This is a genomic window from Bacillus sp. GMa5/1 (assembly GCF_050172015.1).
In the GTDB taxonomy this organism is placed as follows: Bacteria; Bacillota; Bacilli; order Bacillales; family Bacillaceae_G; genus Bacillus_A; species Bacillus_A cereus.
Genome location: NZ_JBNLYC010000110.1, coordinates 1 through 15081 on the forward strand (window position 1 = coordinate 1; position 15081 = coordinate 15081).

Sequence of the window (15081 nt, forward strand, 5' to 3'; positions counted from 1 at the left end):
ACATATTAAATGGTATGGAATGTATAGTATAAATGATTTTTATAATAGGGAAGAAGCTTCTAAAAAGGGGATATTTGCAATCTCTAGAGTATGTGCTAAGAGTGTAACATTGCTATATATAGGACAAACCAAAAGAAGCTTTATACAAAAGATAAGGGAATTTAATAAGGAGTGGCCTTTCGATGAGAGCGAATTAAAGATTACATTAGGAATAATAGAATTTCCTAGTGGTGAAATTTACTCTGAAAAGAAGGTAAAAGAGATAAAATCCCTTTTGATTTTACGACATACCCCATTAGAAAACGAAACATCTTTATTATACTATAGAGGGAAATTTAATTTAAAAATTATAAATAAGGGAAGAAGAGGTTTAATTGTTAAAAAGCTTTCTACAGGAGATCTAATATGGACATAATTGGAATCACCTTTGAATAAAATTGAAAGTTTCTTAAGTGCAGAAGCTTATCTATTTTTAATGTATTAAACTATTTTGAATAACATATGTCAGATACTTGAAAAAACACAAATTTTATTATGATATGAAATCCTGTATGGAAAGTGTAGTTTATTTCTATTGTTTAATAAAAATATTAAGAATTTTAGGGATAATACATAAAGAGTAGAGGAGAAAGTAAACACGGAGGTTTGAAGAATGGGACAAGTAAGCAGATTTCAAGAAAAACAACAGAATCGTCGTCAAAAGGCAATTTTTAATATTGCATTTACTTTGGTATTAGTGACAGTTGGTATAGTGACATACCAATTGTTTACCCCTTCTAATACATCAACGAAAGCAATTGCTCAAGAAAAGAAAGTAACAAAGATAGAAGAGAAGAAAACTGAAGATAAAGAAACAGCAAAGATAGAAGAGAAGAAAACTGAAGATAAAGAAACAGCAAAGATAGAAGAGAAGAAAACTGAAGATAAAGAAACAGCAAAGATAAAAGAGAAGAAAACTGAAGATAAAGAAACAGCAAAGATAGAAGAGAAGAAAATTGAAGATAAAGAAGCAGCACAGCTAGAAGAGAAATCAAAAGCAGAAAAATCGGTAAAAACGAACGGAAATGAAAATAATGAGGAAGAAAAAACGGCATCTCAAGAAAAGGGTTCTCAAACTAATCCTTCTTGGAAGCCAATTGGTACCGAGCAAGGAGCAAAACCTGAAATGAAATTTAAAGAAGGAACAGTAGATTGGAGTGAGATGAAAAAAGCAATTTCTTATGCTGTTGATGTTCCAGAGAGCCAATTGATTTTCGATTTTATTGGGAATAATGGTAATAATAAAGCCTACGGTAATGTACGAGATAAGCAAAATAATAAAAAATATAAGGTTAATATTGATTGGGTAGAAAATCAGGGGTGGAAACCAGTATCTGTACAAGTGGTAAGATAAATAATAGAAATGTAATGATGTAAATCAGCTGTCCATATGGACAGCTGATTATTTTTTTTGCTTAGCGTATTTTTTTTGCTTAGCGTATTTTTTTGAAAATGCTGGTGGTACCTCGTTGAGAAACATGAATTAAATCTATATTTTGTTTTATTTACCTCACTACTTTATCCATAACTTCTTTATATTTATAATAGTAATTAGTTTCAAATAAATAGTTGTAGGGAAGAAAATGTTCCTTGTAAGTAGTAAGCATCCTTTGCAATTTTACTTTATAATTATTTATAAAAAAGAAAATACACCCTAAGGTGCCTTCCTTCGACTTGAACCATCTTAATTTTAATAATATATTGGACTCCCATCCAAATATTATTTTACCATGTTAAATTGTTTTATTCATTGAGAAATATAGTTTCATTTTATATTTAAAAGAATTCTATAGGCTAGAACCACCTATTAATTAGGGGGAACTGACATGTTAAGCTAATATTATAGTACTTCTAGAACGGAAATTTTTTTAAATATGTATACGAGCCACATACCAAAAAAAAGACACTCTCAAGAGTGCCTCTCCTTAGCAGCCGAATCCGCCGCCCCAACAGCTAGCGCCAACGATGATTAATAAGATGAAGAGCACAACAAGTAAGGCAAATCCGCCGCCGAAACCACAGCCTCCACCACAACTACCGCCATAGCCCATATTAACTCCTCCTTCCATAAAGACCATTTATTAATGGATTTAATTTAATTTATGTTTTTAAGGATGAATGGAGCAGGTCCTTAAAAAAATAAAAGGATTTTAGAAGTTAAAAAGAGTTGACGACCTTATTTTTGTCACCGGTATCCCGCCTTCTACATATTGTATTTTATTCTGTGTATTGGGGGAAGGAGGATCTTATGGCTAATTCTGAGATGATTTTACGTTTACTTACGGATTTAAAGATTGAACAACAATTGTTGAAAGAACAGTTAGAGAAAATGCAAACAGCTGTGACTATTCTTGAAGAAAAATCAGTGACGCTTAAAGAAAAACCAGCGACGCTTAAAGAAAAAACAATGACTCCTGAAGAAAAACCATCTGTTACAAAGCAAAGAGCTTTTTCTGGACGCCCAACATCTTTTCGTGATTGGAGAGCATCTAGTCAAAAAAATTAGGGAATGTTATGTGAAATGATAAATGAAAAAGTACAGTCTGCTGTAGAAAAGACTGTACTTTTTTATGTTAGTAGAGAATGTTAAGGGAGACGTATTTATTTTGCCTATTCCAATTCCACTTTTAATTGGAGCTCTTTATCTAACTTATCATTATTAAATTTTAAAGTTAATCCTCGCGTGTTTTTCGGTACATCGAATACAATGTTTCCGTCCGAATGTTCATCAGGGTTAACAATACCAAATTTAAATGTAGACGTATTTGCAGCTTTAAGTACGGATTGATATTCATTAGAAATGTGATATTCTCTTCCAAATCCATCAATTAATTTAAAGTTGTTAATATCTAGTGTAATGGGTTCTTCTTTACGATTATAAACTGCGATGTCTAATACTTTAAAGACACCTTGTGCTTTAACTTCTCCAGTCCCTATAACATCTAATGACTCGGCAGATCCCATTGACATGTATACATCAGAGGAATCTACATTGGTAGGAAGTTCTTTTTGCGAATCCTTGCTGCTAAGTTTCTCATTCTCTGTTTTTTTAGAAGTCGCCTGCTCATTTATCGCAGGTGCATCATGTGAACCGCAAGCTGATATTCCAAACAAGAATGTGCTACATAATAATGGGGCTAATAACTTTTTGTTCATCGTTTCTTCCTTCCAAAATAGAAGCACTTTAATGAGTGCTATATATTTGTCTTTATATGTATTACATTTTATATCTTATTATATTAATTTTGGAAGGAAAAGGGAAAATATTGTGCATTTCTCTGATTCGAGTTATTTATCCGTCTAAAAGTTGAAATTAAAATGAGCCCCATAAATGATAAACCATTCCACTAACAAAAAACACTAATCCTAAAAATAAAACAATTAAAGCAAGTATTCCATTTTTATTATGTTCCATAAAATTAGCTCCTTTTTCATTTACTTACATACAAAAAGCCTTTAGTCGTAATTATGGCTAAAGGCTTGGATCTTCATACTTTGTAGTTTATAAAAAAGTTGCACTGCTGTATTAATTTGGAATATGATTATTTAAAGAGAAGGTGATGAGTACATGCAGGACAAAAAACAATTCCCGCTTATATCTGGAAATCTCTCATTAGATTTAGTAAATACAGAGCTAGTTAGGCGTGGACAACGTTATGATTTATTAATAACAAATGAAGATATATTAGAATGGCTACATGTAATAAAGGTTAATCTTCCTTTTTGGAATGAAAAAACATTTATAAGGATTCAAGAGCGCACGAATCAAGTTACATCTAGCATATTAGAGGTAAGAGAAGTACTGAGAAAACAGTTTGAGGCAATTGCTGATCAACAAGAGATTTCTAATGATTTTATTACGTATTTAGAAAAACAAATTGAGAAGGCACCATTTACATATAAAATCATTGAACAGCAGCTAGTATCTATCCCGGTTGGAGAAATCGAGGATATACTCGCATCGTTAATTGCATTTGATGCTTTAACGTTAATAGCAGAAAATAAGCTTATTTTCCTTAAAAGGTGTTCAAATCCTGACTGTGTTTTATTATTTATAGATAAGAGTGGGAAACGAAAATGGTGTTCTATGAAAATATGTGGGAACCGGAAAAAGGTAGCAAAATTTCAGGATCGAAAATTTGAAGAAGTCTAGAGAATCAACTTATAACAGTTGATTCTTTTTTTTATTCTTTAACTAACCTCTAAAATTGATATTTACAGGTTAGTTATGTCGAGTTATAATTGTTGGTAAATAAAGGAGGAGAACGATGGATAATATAACAGCAACTAAGCAGAAAGATCCTCAACCAATAAGTGTACGATATTTTACGAAAATGAAAGGGAAAGGAAGAAGTCCATTACAAGTAAATATAAAGGACTCTTTAACAGGACTACTAGGGGGATTTTTAACAATTCTTACCTTAACATATTTAACGAGCATAACCTCTACAGAATTATTAATGGCTCCATTTGGGGCGAGTTGTGTATTAGCATTTGGAGTTTGGAATGCGCCATTATCTCAGCCGCGTAATATTATTGGAGGACATTTGATTTCAACTTTCATTGGTCTATCAATATATCATTTGTTTGGGAATGAATATTGGACAATTGCTTTAGCGGTGGGGATGGCAATAGCCGTTATGATGTTAACGAGAACGACGCACCCTCCGGCAGGGGCCGATCCGATTATCGTTATTTTAGGGGCAAATAGTTGGAGTTATTTAGTAACACCAGTTTTAATTGGCTCCGTAGTTATTGTAGTTATTGCTTTATTCATCAATAACATGAGTAGTAAAAGAAGCTATCCAACTTTTTGGATGTAGTTTATAAAGAAAAGACAATTTAAATCGCTTTCTACAGTTTTCTCCCGGTCCCAAAACGCAATGACAATAATCAAAATGATAAGACATACCCGTATAAAACGTAATTCTCTTGCAACAGGATGTTCCATCTGTTAGTCTCCTTTACTGTTTGATAGAGTCTGTTTATAAAAGAGATAATTCCTAGGAATATAAATAAAAAAGACACCGTAAAGTGTCTTTTTTATTTTAGTTATGCGCATTACTTAATAAGACGCTAGTTCCTCAGTCTGGCTATGAGTAACTATGTAGGGTAATTCCATTATAACATTTTAACCAGTAATGGGTCTATATGGAATTTTATTGATTTTCTTTTTGATTATTCAGAATTACTTACCAAGTATTTGGATGAGGAAAGCAGTGAGACAGAAGCGACTAAACTTGTTTTAGAAGAGTGTCTTCTTTTTTGTATCATTGTGAGTAAAGTGTAGAGTTATATTTCCCTTTACACAAACATAACGGTATAATATAGTTAAGTTAAGTAAACTTAACTATTAAGTGAAACGAAATAAAAGTATGGAGGATGCTATGACTAGAACGTATAAAGAAGTAATTAATGAAATGAATCGAGCCTATACGGAACTTTATATTTTACTATTTCAAGATTTAAAGGATGAGTTCGGTCTTACTGGGCAGCAAGAGAGCATGTTATTTCATATTCATTTAAATGAAAACACGACAGCAAATAACATTGCGAATACGTTTAATATAACGAAAAGTGCGGTGAGCCAAGTTTTATCGAAATTGGAAAAGCAACAGATGATTTCAAAACAAGTAAACCCTAATAATAAAAGGGAGTATTTTCTTACACTTGGTCCAAACGGTAGTAAGTATATAGAGCGGTTGTCTGAGTTAGATGATGTATTAATTGAGAAATACTTTTCTAAAATCGATATAAATGCCTTAGAGCAAATGACAGAGACGTTAACGAAAATAAATAAAGTGATATTGGAAGAAAAGCAGAAGGATCTTGATTGTAATGAGTAAGAACTTAGATGAAGCAATTAGTAGAAAGGAGGGGAAGCATGTGATGAGTTACATACCAAATATGATTACGATAGCAAATTTTGTGTGTGGGCTTTTGGCTATTCATGCTGTTTTCGTTGAGGATATGTACGGTGCAGTTATGTTCATTATTACAGGTATGGTCCTTGATTTGTTTGATGGCATGATTGCTCGGAAACTTGATTCTGTTTCAGAAATTGGTGGAGAGCTGGACTCATTTGCGGATTTAGTTACTTTTGGTGTGGCACCATCTATTCTTGCATATAATGCTTCGTTAAAAGATTTGCAGTCTATCGGGATGATATGCGCGCTCGCTTACAGTATTTGCGGAATGCTTCGGCTTGCGAGATTTAACACACAGCAAAGCAAACTCCCGACCTTTATTGGCATGCCCATTCCGTTTGCGGCGATGTGTCTCCTCATTTTATGTCGCCTAAATAATCCAGTTTCCGTTGCATTTGGTACATGCGTACTCGCTTATTTAATGGTGAGCAAAATCAAATTTCCTCATTTTAAAAAAGATATAGCTGAAAGCTTGAATCCTGAAAGATTGGATTGATAATACGGAATTACAATGAGAAAGATAAAGGAGAATAACATGATTCGTATGGCATTAAGATCATTCAACATACAAATGTATTGTTTGCTAGGCGTAATGTTATTGGGATGGCTCGTGACACCTTTTCGAGCCCAGTTTGTCGGGATAAGCATTGGCCTTTTGGTGAGTATGTACTGCGCCTGGATTTTAGGAAGGCGTATTGAAAAGTTCGGAGATAGCATTGTAAAAAAAGAAAAAGCACCGATGCTCGGAATGATAAATCGGTTCGCAGCCGCAATACTCGGCGCGATTATTATGTATGAAATTGAACATCATGAATTCATGTGGACATTTGCAGCTGGAATTATGGGTGGGTATTTCTTGATTATTATTAATTTGGGGTATTACAGTATGAGGGATGAGAAGGGATAGATGAGTAAACTCTCAAGTATAGAATGATATACTTGAGGGTTTGCTCATTTTAAATTTGTCTATTACTTGTTGCAACATATCCATTAGAAAAACCCCCATTTCTGTACTGTTTATCTTTTTCAGTACGTCTAACAATATAACATATATATTCATTATTTTTGGAAATCTTAATCAATTAAATGTCCCTTTTTCGGAGGTCACTTCATTTCGCTAGAAGGCTTTTCTCTTTTTCCCGAGAATGAACAGTAATATATAATCTAATTTTCGTGAATGTAATGGGGAGGCAGTAAAATTTGAACAGAAAAATTTGGCTTGTATTCACTTTTTTTGCTCTTTTAGTAGCTAGTTATATTGTTGTCCAGTATTTTATTATGGATGGATTTCAAACAGGACTTGTAAAAGCGAAGCTTATGTTTGGATCTAAATTAAGTGATTTCTGGTATAGTATGTTATTTATACATATTACGACTAGTATAGTAGCATTAGTAATTGGTCCTTTTACATTATCCACTAAATTTAGAGAAAGGAATATTAACCGTCATCGAATAGTTGGGAGAATCTATATGGTTGGTATATTATTAGGAGGCGTTTCTGGACTATATCTATCCTTTTATGCTACGGGAGGATTGGTAGCGAAGCTAGGTTTCGGTTTGTTATCCATACTTTGGCTAGTATCAGCATATCAAGCGTTACATAGAGTTAAGAATAAAAAAATTAAAGAGCATCGGAACTGGATGATTAGAAATTATTCTTTAACCTTTGGAGCAGTTACATTAAGAATTTGGCTACCGTTGTTTATCGTTCTATTTGGAATAGAGCGGTTTGAACTTAGTTACGCTATTATTGCTTGGTTAGCATGGGTACCTAATTTAATTGTGGCAGAATTATTCATAAGAAAAAGACTTAATAAAGGAAAATACAAAGGAAATGAGGATTTACATTTTTGATGTGAATCTGCTGTTATATTGAGGACAGAATTCTTCAGTAATTCAATACTTTTATAGGTGTAAGCATGGCGTTACCTAACAACGAATAGCGGATTCCTAATAAGAGTAATAATAAAAACTAACATAAAATTTAAGAAAAATTTTATATTTACCCCACTTTTTATTTTAAAAGTTTTTCCTATCCTATAAACAAGTTACATCAAGGAGGAGACTGAAAATGAAGGAGTGGGGATTTTATATTTTTAATATATTCCCGATATTTGAAGCGAAAGTACTATTTTTTAAACTATGTTCTAAAATAATAGATGAAAATGTAACGTTAGGGGATTCCACATGCATACAGGAGTTTTGATTAGTTATTTGTATACGTATTTTTTTACTATTATTTTTTGTGTGGTGTTTCAAATTGGATTGTACTCTAAAGCGAAAGGAAATATATCTATTCTGCATTTTCTATGGGTATATGTTTTTCTATTTTACCTTTCGTTAGTGTATAAAGTGACGCAGATCGCGACTGTATGGGATATAAGTAGATATGCAACGTGGATTCGTGTAAATCAAATTAATTTGACTCTATTTGATACGGCGGGTAGTACTACGTATCTTTTAAATATTGTACTGTTTATGCCGTTCGGCTTTTTATTGCCGACTATTTGGCCGCAATTTAGAAAAATGAAAAACACCGTATGTGCGGGATTCCTTTTTTCATTGGCAATTGAGTTAAATCAATTATTAAATAATAGAATTACGGATATTGATGATTTATTTACGAATACCCTTGGGGCGATTATTGGGTATGTATTATATACAGCATTATTTAAAATGATATTGAAAAGAAAGGGAAAAAAGTTTGATACGAATTCTTCTCTAGTCATAAAATACGAGGCTGTTTTTTGTTTAGTGTGTTCATTTGTAGGAGCGATGTTAATTTATCATCCAGCTTTATTTGGAAGACCTGTCATCCTTCAGTGAGGTGATTACGAATTTCTTTTGAACGCTCGTGCGATATTTCAATTTGTAAAAAGCCTTTAACTTGTTATAGTTAAAGGCTTTTATCATCATAATTTTTACTTACCAATTACCCACTCTAACATCCACCTTCAACCACTTCACCCAATTCAAATCCTCTACCTTAAGCAAACTAAGTGAAACACCCTTCATATCTAAAGAAGTTAACAGCGTACCAACCTTTACGAATGTAACTTGCAATCCTTCCAGTTCACACAAACGGCGAATATCATTTGCGAAAATGTATTGTTCCATTAATGGCGTTGCGCCGAGTCCGTTAATAAGGATGGCAAAGTTGTCTCCTTTTCTCCAGCGATAAATGCTTTTAAGTTTGTTCATTAGTTCGATCGCTAATATTTCAGAAGAGGATAGTGCTTCTTTACGGTAACCTTTTTCGCCGTGGATACCAACGCCATAAAAGACTTCATCTTCGTTTAATGTGAATGAAGCTTTTCCTTTCACTGGATTGTTTGCAGGTGAAAGAGCAACTCCTAATGTGTGTAAGTTTTCTGTAACAGAACGGCCAATTGTCGTTAGTTCTTCTAAAGAATGACCTTCAAGAGCAGCCGCACCAAGTATTTTTTGAATGAAAACAGTACCAGCAACGCCGCGTCTTCTTTTATTAAAAGAAGCATCATCTTCAATTGAAACGTCGTCATTTACGATGATATGGTCAATTTTTCTTCCTTCTTCTTTAGCGATCTGCTCAGCCGCTAGAAAGTTCTCAACGTCATCTTTAAAGTTTTTAATGATGAATAAAATACTTTTATCTTTTGGCATGAGGCGAGTAGCCGCTACAATTTGTTCCACTGTAGGCGGAGTGAAAATGCTGCCGTTTACTGCCGCTGTAAGCATACCTTTTCCTACATAGCCAATATCAGCGGGTTCATGTCCGCTACCACCGCCGCTTATAATCGCGACGTTTTGCTTTAGTTTTTCGATATCCTTTACATAAATGATGTTATTTGTTTCGTCGTAATTTACTTTGTCGTTATGTTCAAAATAAAAGCCATGCAGCATATCTTGAACGATATGTTGTACATCATTCATAATCTTTTTCATTGCTTTTGCCACCCTTTAATTACTTTGCTGATTGCTCAAGTAATAGTAGTAATTGATTGTTTATCATATTTTTCATAAGAGAAGACATAATGGAAGGATCTACTTCGCACTTGCTTTCAATCCAATCTTTTATTGTTCCAACGAAGCCGTGACTATAAAAGGAGGCAATCGTATTTTTTGTCTCATCAGAAAGGCTGAATCCACAGCTTACAGATAGTTCATCAATAATCTTCATATATAAGTTTTTCGTATGCTCAAATAAATAGTGATTAAACGAGTTTTGCTCAATAACTTTAAAAGCATTTCGGTAAAATTTTTGATTTTCATAAAAGTAATCAAATAATAAATCAAAAATGTTTTCCCATTTTTCATAATCGAGAAAGTCTATAATATTTTCTTTCGTTTCTTCTCTATAAATCCAGCTTAATAGTTCAAATTTATCTTTAAAATGATAATAAAAAGTTTGCCTACGCATTTGACAGTGTAACATAATATCGCTCACTGATATTTTATGAAACGACTCTGTTTCCATTAAATATTTCAATGAGTTCGCGATTATCTTTTTAGAAATTATAGAAGAGGTCATCTGAATCATCCCTAGAATGTTAGTAATATAAAAATCCTATCTATAAATGAGAGCGGTGTCTTTAGACAGATTGTCCATTTTGTCCGTTTACTATAAAACGCTTTCATTTTAACATGAGTAGTAAGAAGAAGATTTCAAATATATCACAATATATTAAAGGAATTGAGGGATAATCACAATGAAAAAGATTATAAACAAACCAGAAACATTAGTAATGGAAATGTGTAACGGAATGGTTATGGCTCACCCAGAGCTTGAACTTTTGAAAAAATATAAAGTGATTAAGAAGAAAGAAATGAACGAAAACAAAGTAACGTTAATTAGTGGCGGCGGTAGTGGCCATGAGCCGGCACATGCAGGATTAGTCGGAAAAGGAATGTTAGATGCGGCGGTGTGCGGAGATGTTTTTGCTTCTCCTTCACAAATTCAGGTATATCAAGCAATTAAAGAAACAGCTAGTAAAAAAGGTACGTTATTAATTATTAAAAATTATAGCGGCGATATTATGAATTTCAAAAACGGTGCGCATTTAGCGACGGAAGATGGAATTGAAGTCGACTACGTCAAAGTGGACGATGATATTGCGGTAGAAGATAGTCTGTATACAGTAGGACGCCGCGGCGTTGCAGGAGTTATTTTAGTTCATAAAATTGCCGGCGCAGCAGCGGAAGCAGGTATGGATTTAGGAGCGGTGAAAGCTGTCGCAGAAAAAGCAGCGGCTAACGTGCGCACAATTGGTTTAGCGTTAACGTCTTGTACAGTTCCAGCGAGCGGATCACCTACTTTCACACTTGCGGAAGATGAAATGGAATACGGCGTAGGTATTCACGGCGAGCCAGGAATTAAGCGTGAAAAAATGTTGTCAGCAGATGAACTAGCTAACCGTATGACAAACGATCTTGTAAAAGATTTAGGAGTAAAAGATGGCGAGGAAATCGCACTTCTAGTTAACGGTTTTGGCGGAACACCACTGCAGGAACTTTACTTATTTAACAATGCAGTGACGCGAGAATTAGCTGCTAGAAACATTAAAATTAATAGAGTATTCGTCGGCAACTATATGACGAGTATCGATATGGCTGGTATGTCTTTAACTGTAATGAAGTTAGATGATGAGTTAAAAACATTACTATCGAAAGAATGTAACACACCAGCGTTTAAAGTAGATGGACCAGTTGAAAGTGTAGAGTATGTAAATGTACTTGAAGAAACAGAAGAGAAGGAAGTTTCATTTGAACTAGAAACGGCGGAAGAACACGCTGTTATTAAAGATAATGTCATTACATTAAACAACATGATTTATCTCGTTGATAAAATGAGCGATATTATCATTAAAAATGAAGTACCATTCTGTGAGTTAGACACGCACGCTGGTGACGGCGATTTCGGAATGAGTGTAGCAAAAGGATTTAAGCAATTAAAACGTGAGTGGCATTCTATTGTAGATCAAGAGAACGTAACAATCGGATCATTCCTTGATGGTTGCTCCATGATTATTATGGAACATTGCGGCGGCGCTTCTGGTCCAATTTGGGGCGGTGCATTCCGCGCAGCTAGTAAAGCAGCAGGCGAGAAGCGTGAGTTAACAGTGAAAGAATTCGCTGAAATACTGCAAGCAGCACTGCAAGGCATCCAATCGATCGGTGAAAGATCATTCGGCAGAGGAGCAGTAGTTGGTGACAAAACGCTTGTTGACGCACTTGCTCCATGTGTAGACTCTTGGTTAGATAGCGCCTCAAACGAAGTAGACGTAAAAACTGCCTTTGAAAAAGGGGCAGAAGCAGCGGTTAAAGGAGCAGAGTACACGAAAGAAATCGTAGCTCGCATGGGCCGCGCTGGTACAGTTGGCGAAAGAAGTTTAGGATACCCTGATGCAGGTGCACATGCGCTTGGAGTTATCTTTACGGAGATTGCGGGTAGTTTGAAATAGGAATTGGAAAGTCCCTCTGCCTTAAGGTGGAGGGATTTTTATATAGTTGATATGTAGAAGACTTCTTTCGGTGCTCTCCCTGTAAAATATGAGTTTGTTACTATTTTTGATAAAATCTTATTTCAAAAATACAACTAATATTTCTCAACATTAATATATTGAAAATAGTTAGAATATTTAAGATAATCATTTGTGAAGAAGTAAATTATAAAAAAAGGGGGAATTTATTTTGTTACGTCGTTTATCTATTTGTACAGTACTAACAGCTTTTATATTTACTTTATTTACATTTAACGGCTCTGCTTTCGCGGCTACGAATACTACTGAAAATGAAACAGTAGTAGCAGCTTGTGCAAAGGGAGGTACGGTAGGTGTATATGGTGCAAAGATGCGCAGTGGTTATACTGTCGATTCACCTGTCTTACATACATTTAATGATGGTACGAAAATTACTGGAACATGGGTAACTGGTGAATATGTTCAAGGTCATTACAGTAATTCTAAACAGTGGTTAAAAGTTACATATAAAGGGATGACAGGTTATGTATCCCATACAACACTATATAACGTTTGCTCATAAAACTATGTACCATAATAGCTTTGGATATATTGAGCTAATCTCTTCTAGAGGTTAGTTCTTTTTTATCTCTTAGTTTTTGGGCATTTTTTGAAAAAGACCAACGATTCATTAAATCGATGGTCTTACGTTTATATAGTATTCATTTGTATCTATATCAAATTTTTCATTGCTTTTTGCTTATTTCAGATTTAGTTTGTTTGTGATTGTAGCTTATCAATTTTCCAGTATGTTTGTAGAGGGTCTAAAGAGCTTTCAATATAAAACATATATTCATCTGCGGTACGTGGTACTTCAAAAGCTATTTTCAATTCTACCGTTTCATTTGGTTTAACTTGTATATCAGAAGGGTTTTGATCAAGCACATTTCCTTTATAGATCTTTCCGTCTTTTTCATCTTTTAAGTTATATTTTAATTCTGATAGTCCAATCGTTTGACCTCGTACATTTTTTACAGAGACATTAACAACTACGGAATCGTTGCTAGCATTTAAATATGCACTTTGAACGGCGGTCAAGTAATAGCCTCCTTTAACACTCTCACCAACTAATAAAATACCTTGTTTCAAGCGGCTCATATCATCTTTTTCTTCAAAATTTATTAATTCTTCATTTTCATTTTTTGCGGTTGGTTCTTCTATTGAACCATTTTCAATGGCACTATCTGTTTTATCTTGTGTGCAAGCAGCCGTAACACTGACTAATACTAGAATGAAAGTAAGTAATATAGATAATTTTCTCATAAAATTTATCTGTCTCCTTAAGTTTCTCAATTTTGTGCAGCTATACATATAAGATTAACATAATGTCTCATTATTGGATCAAAATAGGGGGCTTTTAGACGACTTATTCTTTTTACTTTTAATATACATTCGATTGGTTCTCGCGATATTTGTTAATCTGTTAAAACATTGGCTTAGTAATACCGAGGGTTATTATAGATATATTAATCATATAATTTGTCCATATCAAAATGAACGTTTTTTGCATCTAATATATTGTAAATATATTTTATTTTGGAAGGATCTGATTATATGGCTCATAAATCTACTGGAGTGTTTCGAGTTCCAGTTTCTGAAAATGGGATTATTCCAACTGCTCTCAACATTATGTTAAACAATGATTCACGCTGCCATACTAGTAATGTAACGGTAACTGTTAAGAGAAGTCGAAACACCTTTTTCCCAACTCAAAATGAATTAGTTGAAATCTCTCGTACTTTTGTTTCTTTAGAACCAAACAGAACAACTAAGATTGTGTTGTTTACTCCAGAATTTCAAGTAGAAGATTTCCTTGATGTCATCATTAGTGGAAATAAAGAGGATGTTAAGGATGTTCTTGTATATTCTTTCTTAGCAGATTCAGTAGGTCACAATCTGCCATCTACTGTTTTCAGAAATGCAGAATACACTTTTGCTTGCTGACACTGTGATAATGTATTCTTTACTGTCGTATATCTAAATTGAAATGTTACAAGTAGCACTTCACGGCATACAATCTATCGGTGAAAGATCGTTCGGCAGAGGAGTGGTAGTTGGTGAAAGAAGTTTAGGATATCCAGATACACATGCGCTTAGGGTACCTTTACGGAAATTTTGGGTAGTTTGAAATAGAAATTAGAAGATCCCTTCTACCTTAAGGTGGAGGGGTTTTCTTAATATTATTTTTTGATATATATTGCTAAGTATGTTCCCATAATTCATTCTATTGTATTGAGAATAATGTCATCTACATCAAAAAAACGGCTTATAAAAGGAACTAGTATTTGAGGTGGGTTTATTAACGAATTTTATATATAGCATGAATGAAAATGAGATAAATAAAACAATATTCCCTATTATGTTTTTAAAAATTAATTGAGCAGCTCCTTGTAAAAATAAAGAAAAGACACCTAAAGGTGCCTTCCGCCGGCTTAAATTAATTTTAATATTATCGATCTAAGTTTAAAAGCTGTAGGGATTTTTACTGTGGGTTTTGTAAGTAGTTTTTACGAAATTATGAGTGTTTTTTATTTTGTATTTCAATAAGTTCATCTGGTAGCATTTTTGTATAATATTCTTTTTCTGTTAGTTCAAATATAAATAATGCTTTTTTCCAG

At 33.7% G+C, this 15081-nt stretch carries 18 protein-coding genes and 3 pseudogenes; 14 read left to right on the forward strand and 7 right to left on the reverse strand.

The window, feature by feature from the left end; genetic code table 11:
- Together ACQGSG_RS20555 and ACQGSG_RS20560 are read left to right on the forward strand one after the other, a co-directional pair.
- Positions 1–415, forward strand: a 415-nt coding sequence (locus ACQGSG_RS20555; RefSeq protein WP_426947932.1) for a sodium:proton symporter, incomplete at its 5' end; no start/stop codon positions are given.
- 237 nt (positions 416–652) lie between these two features.
- Positions 653–1393 carry a YrrS family protein gene (locus ACQGSG_RS20560; protein WP_065845511.1) on the forward strand — a complete coding sequence of 247 codons (741 nt, stop codon included), beginning with the start codon at positions 653–655 and terminating at the stop codon, positions 1391–1393.
- Positions 1394–1964: 571 nt separating this feature from the next.
- On the opposite strand, the gene ACQGSG_RS20565 is transcribed toward ACQGSG_RS20560, so the two are convergent.
- Entirely contained in the window at positions 1965–2090 is a 126-nt protein-coding gene (locus tag ACQGSG_RS20565) for a YjcZ family sporulation protein (protein ID WP_000540377.1), read from the reverse strand.
- A gap of 197 nt (positions 2091–2287) precedes the next feature.
- Here ACQGSG_RS20565 and ACQGSG_RS20570 point away from each other — a divergent pair, with 197 nt between their 5' ends.
- On the forward strand, positions 2288–2545 hold the full coding sequence (locus ACQGSG_RS20570) for a hypothetical protein (protein WP_000013694.1): 258 nt from the start codon (positions 2288–2290) through the stop codon (positions 2543–2545).
- Between the two features lie 104 nt (positions 2546–2649).
- Here ACQGSG_RS20570 and ACQGSG_RS20575 read toward each other — a convergent pair whose 3' ends face one another.
- The gene (locus ACQGSG_RS20575; protein WP_001035570.1) at positions 2650–3195 is read right to left on the reverse strand and encodes a DUF4352 domain-containing protein; all 546 of its coding nucleotides are present in this window, start codon (positions 3193–3195) and stop codon (positions 2650–2652) included.
- A gap of 412 nt (positions 3196–3607) precedes the next feature.
- On the opposite strand from ACQGSG_RS20575, the gene ACQGSG_RS20580 reads away from it, so the two are divergent.
- Positions 3608–4192: a CGNR zinc finger domain-containing protein gene (locus tag ACQGSG_RS20580; RefSeq protein ID WP_001152931.1), complete on the forward strand. Its 585-nt coding sequence runs from the start codon at positions 3608–3610 to the stop codon at positions 4190–4192.
- Positions 4193–4307: 115 nt separating this feature from the next.
- Entirely contained in the window at positions 4308–4862 is a 555-nt protein-coding gene (locus ACQGSG_RS20585; RefSeq protein ID WP_000368840.1) for an HPP family protein, read from the forward strand.
- A gap of 29 nt (positions 4863–4891) precedes the next feature.
- Here ACQGSG_RS20585 and ACQGSG_RS20590 read toward each other — a convergent pair.
- Positions 4892–4990, reverse strand: a pseudogene (locus tag ACQGSG_RS20590) (YmzC family protein); the annotation flags it as partial.
- A gap of 436 nt (positions 4991–5426) precedes the next feature.
- Here ACQGSG_RS20590 and ACQGSG_RS20595 point away from each other — a divergent pair.
- From ACQGSG_RS20595 to ACQGSG_RS20615, 5 genes are all read left to right on the forward strand, one after another.
- On the forward strand, positions 5427–5885 hold the full coding sequence (locus ACQGSG_RS20595) for a MarR family winged helix-turn-helix transcriptional regulator (RefSeq protein ID WP_000198946.1): 459 nt from the start codon (positions 5427–5429) through the stop codon (positions 5883–5885).
- Positions 5878–6462, forward strand: a complete 585-nt coding sequence (gene pssA, locus ACQGSG_RS20600; RefSeq protein ID WP_003312692.1) for a CDP-diacylglycerol--serine O-phosphatidyltransferase — start codon at positions 5878–5880, stop codon at positions 6460–6462. The genes ACQGSG_RS20595 and pssA overlap by 8 nt, the downstream gene beginning before the upstream one ends.
- 39 nt (positions 6463–6501) lie before the next feature.
- The gene (locus tag ACQGSG_RS20605) at positions 6502–6873 is read left to right on the forward strand and encodes an ATP synthase subunit I (RefSeq protein ID WP_000620602.1); all 372 of its coding nucleotides are present in this window, start codon (positions 6502–6504) and stop codon (positions 6871–6873) included.
- Positions 6874–7166: 293 nt separating this feature from the next.
- The gene (locus ACQGSG_RS20610) at positions 7167–7820 is read left to right on the forward strand and encodes a DUF2306 domain-containing protein (RefSeq protein WP_325842736.1); all 654 of its coding nucleotides are present in this window, start codon (positions 7167–7169) and stop codon (positions 7818–7820) included.
- Between the two features lie 333 nt (positions 7821–8153).
- Positions 8154–8792 (forward strand): VanZ family protein, encoded by a 639-nt coding sequence (locus tag ACQGSG_RS20615; RefSeq protein WP_098292798.1) that lies wholly within the window; start codon positions 8154–8156, stop codon positions 8790–8792.
- Between the two features lie 99 nt (positions 8793–8891).
- On the opposite strand, the gene dhaQ is transcribed toward ACQGSG_RS20615, so the two are convergent.
- Both dhaQ and dhaS read right to left on the reverse strand, forming a co-directional pair.
- A complete protein-coding gene (gene dhaQ / locus ACQGSG_RS20620; protein ID WP_098292799.1) occupies positions 8892–9890 on the reverse strand; it encodes a DhaKLM operon coactivator DhaQ in 999 nt (332 codons plus the stop codon).
- A 19-nt stretch (positions 9891–9909) separates the two neighbouring features.
- Positions 9910–10476: a dihydroxyacetone kinase transcriptional activator DhaS gene (dhaS, locus tag ACQGSG_RS20625; RefSeq protein ID WP_000204212.1), complete on the reverse strand. Its 567-nt coding sequence runs from the start codon at positions 10474–10476 to the stop codon at positions 9910–9912.
- Positions 10477–10654: 178 nt separating this feature from the next.
- Between dhaS and dhaK the strand changes: the two genes are divergently transcribed.
- Together dhaK and ACQGSG_RS20635 are read left to right on the forward strand one after the other, a co-directional pair.
- Positions 10655–12406: a dihydroxyacetone kinase subunit DhaK gene (gene dhaK, locus ACQGSG_RS20630; protein ID WP_000720739.1), complete on the forward strand. Its 1752-nt coding sequence runs from the start codon at positions 10655–10657 to the stop codon at positions 12404–12406.
- A 229-nt stretch (positions 12407–12635) separates the two neighbouring features.
- A complete protein-coding gene (locus ACQGSG_RS20635) occupies positions 12636–12986 on the forward strand; it encodes an SH3 domain-containing protein (protein WP_000946195.1) in 351 nt (116 codons plus the stop codon).
- Between the two features lie 188 nt (positions 12987–13174).
- Here ACQGSG_RS20635 and ACQGSG_RS20640 read toward each other — a convergent pair whose 3' ends face one another.
- Entirely contained in the window at positions 13175–13726 is a 552-nt protein-coding gene (locus ACQGSG_RS20640) for a DUF4352 domain-containing protein (RefSeq protein ID WP_098877255.1), read from the reverse strand.
- 291 nt (positions 13727–14017) lie between these two features.
- Between ACQGSG_RS20640 and ACQGSG_RS20645 the strand changes: the two genes are divergently transcribed.
- Both ACQGSG_RS20645 and ACQGSG_RS20650 read left to right on the forward strand, forming a co-directional pair.
- The gene (locus ACQGSG_RS20645; RefSeq protein WP_000940662.1) at positions 14018–14407 is read left to right on the forward strand and encodes a hypothetical protein; all 390 of its coding nucleotides are present in this window, start codon (positions 14018–14020) and stop codon (positions 14405–14407) included.
- A gap of 40 nt (positions 14408–14447) precedes the next feature.
- Positions 14448–14534, forward strand: a pseudogene (locus ACQGSG_RS20650) (dihydroxyacetone kinase, ATP-dependent); the annotation flags it as partial.
- Between the two features lie 444 nt (positions 14535–14978).
- Here the strand turns inward: ACQGSG_RS20650 and ACQGSG_RS20655 are convergent.
- Positions 14979–15081, reverse strand: a pseudogene (locus ACQGSG_RS20655) (tetratricopeptide repeat protein); the annotation flags it as partial.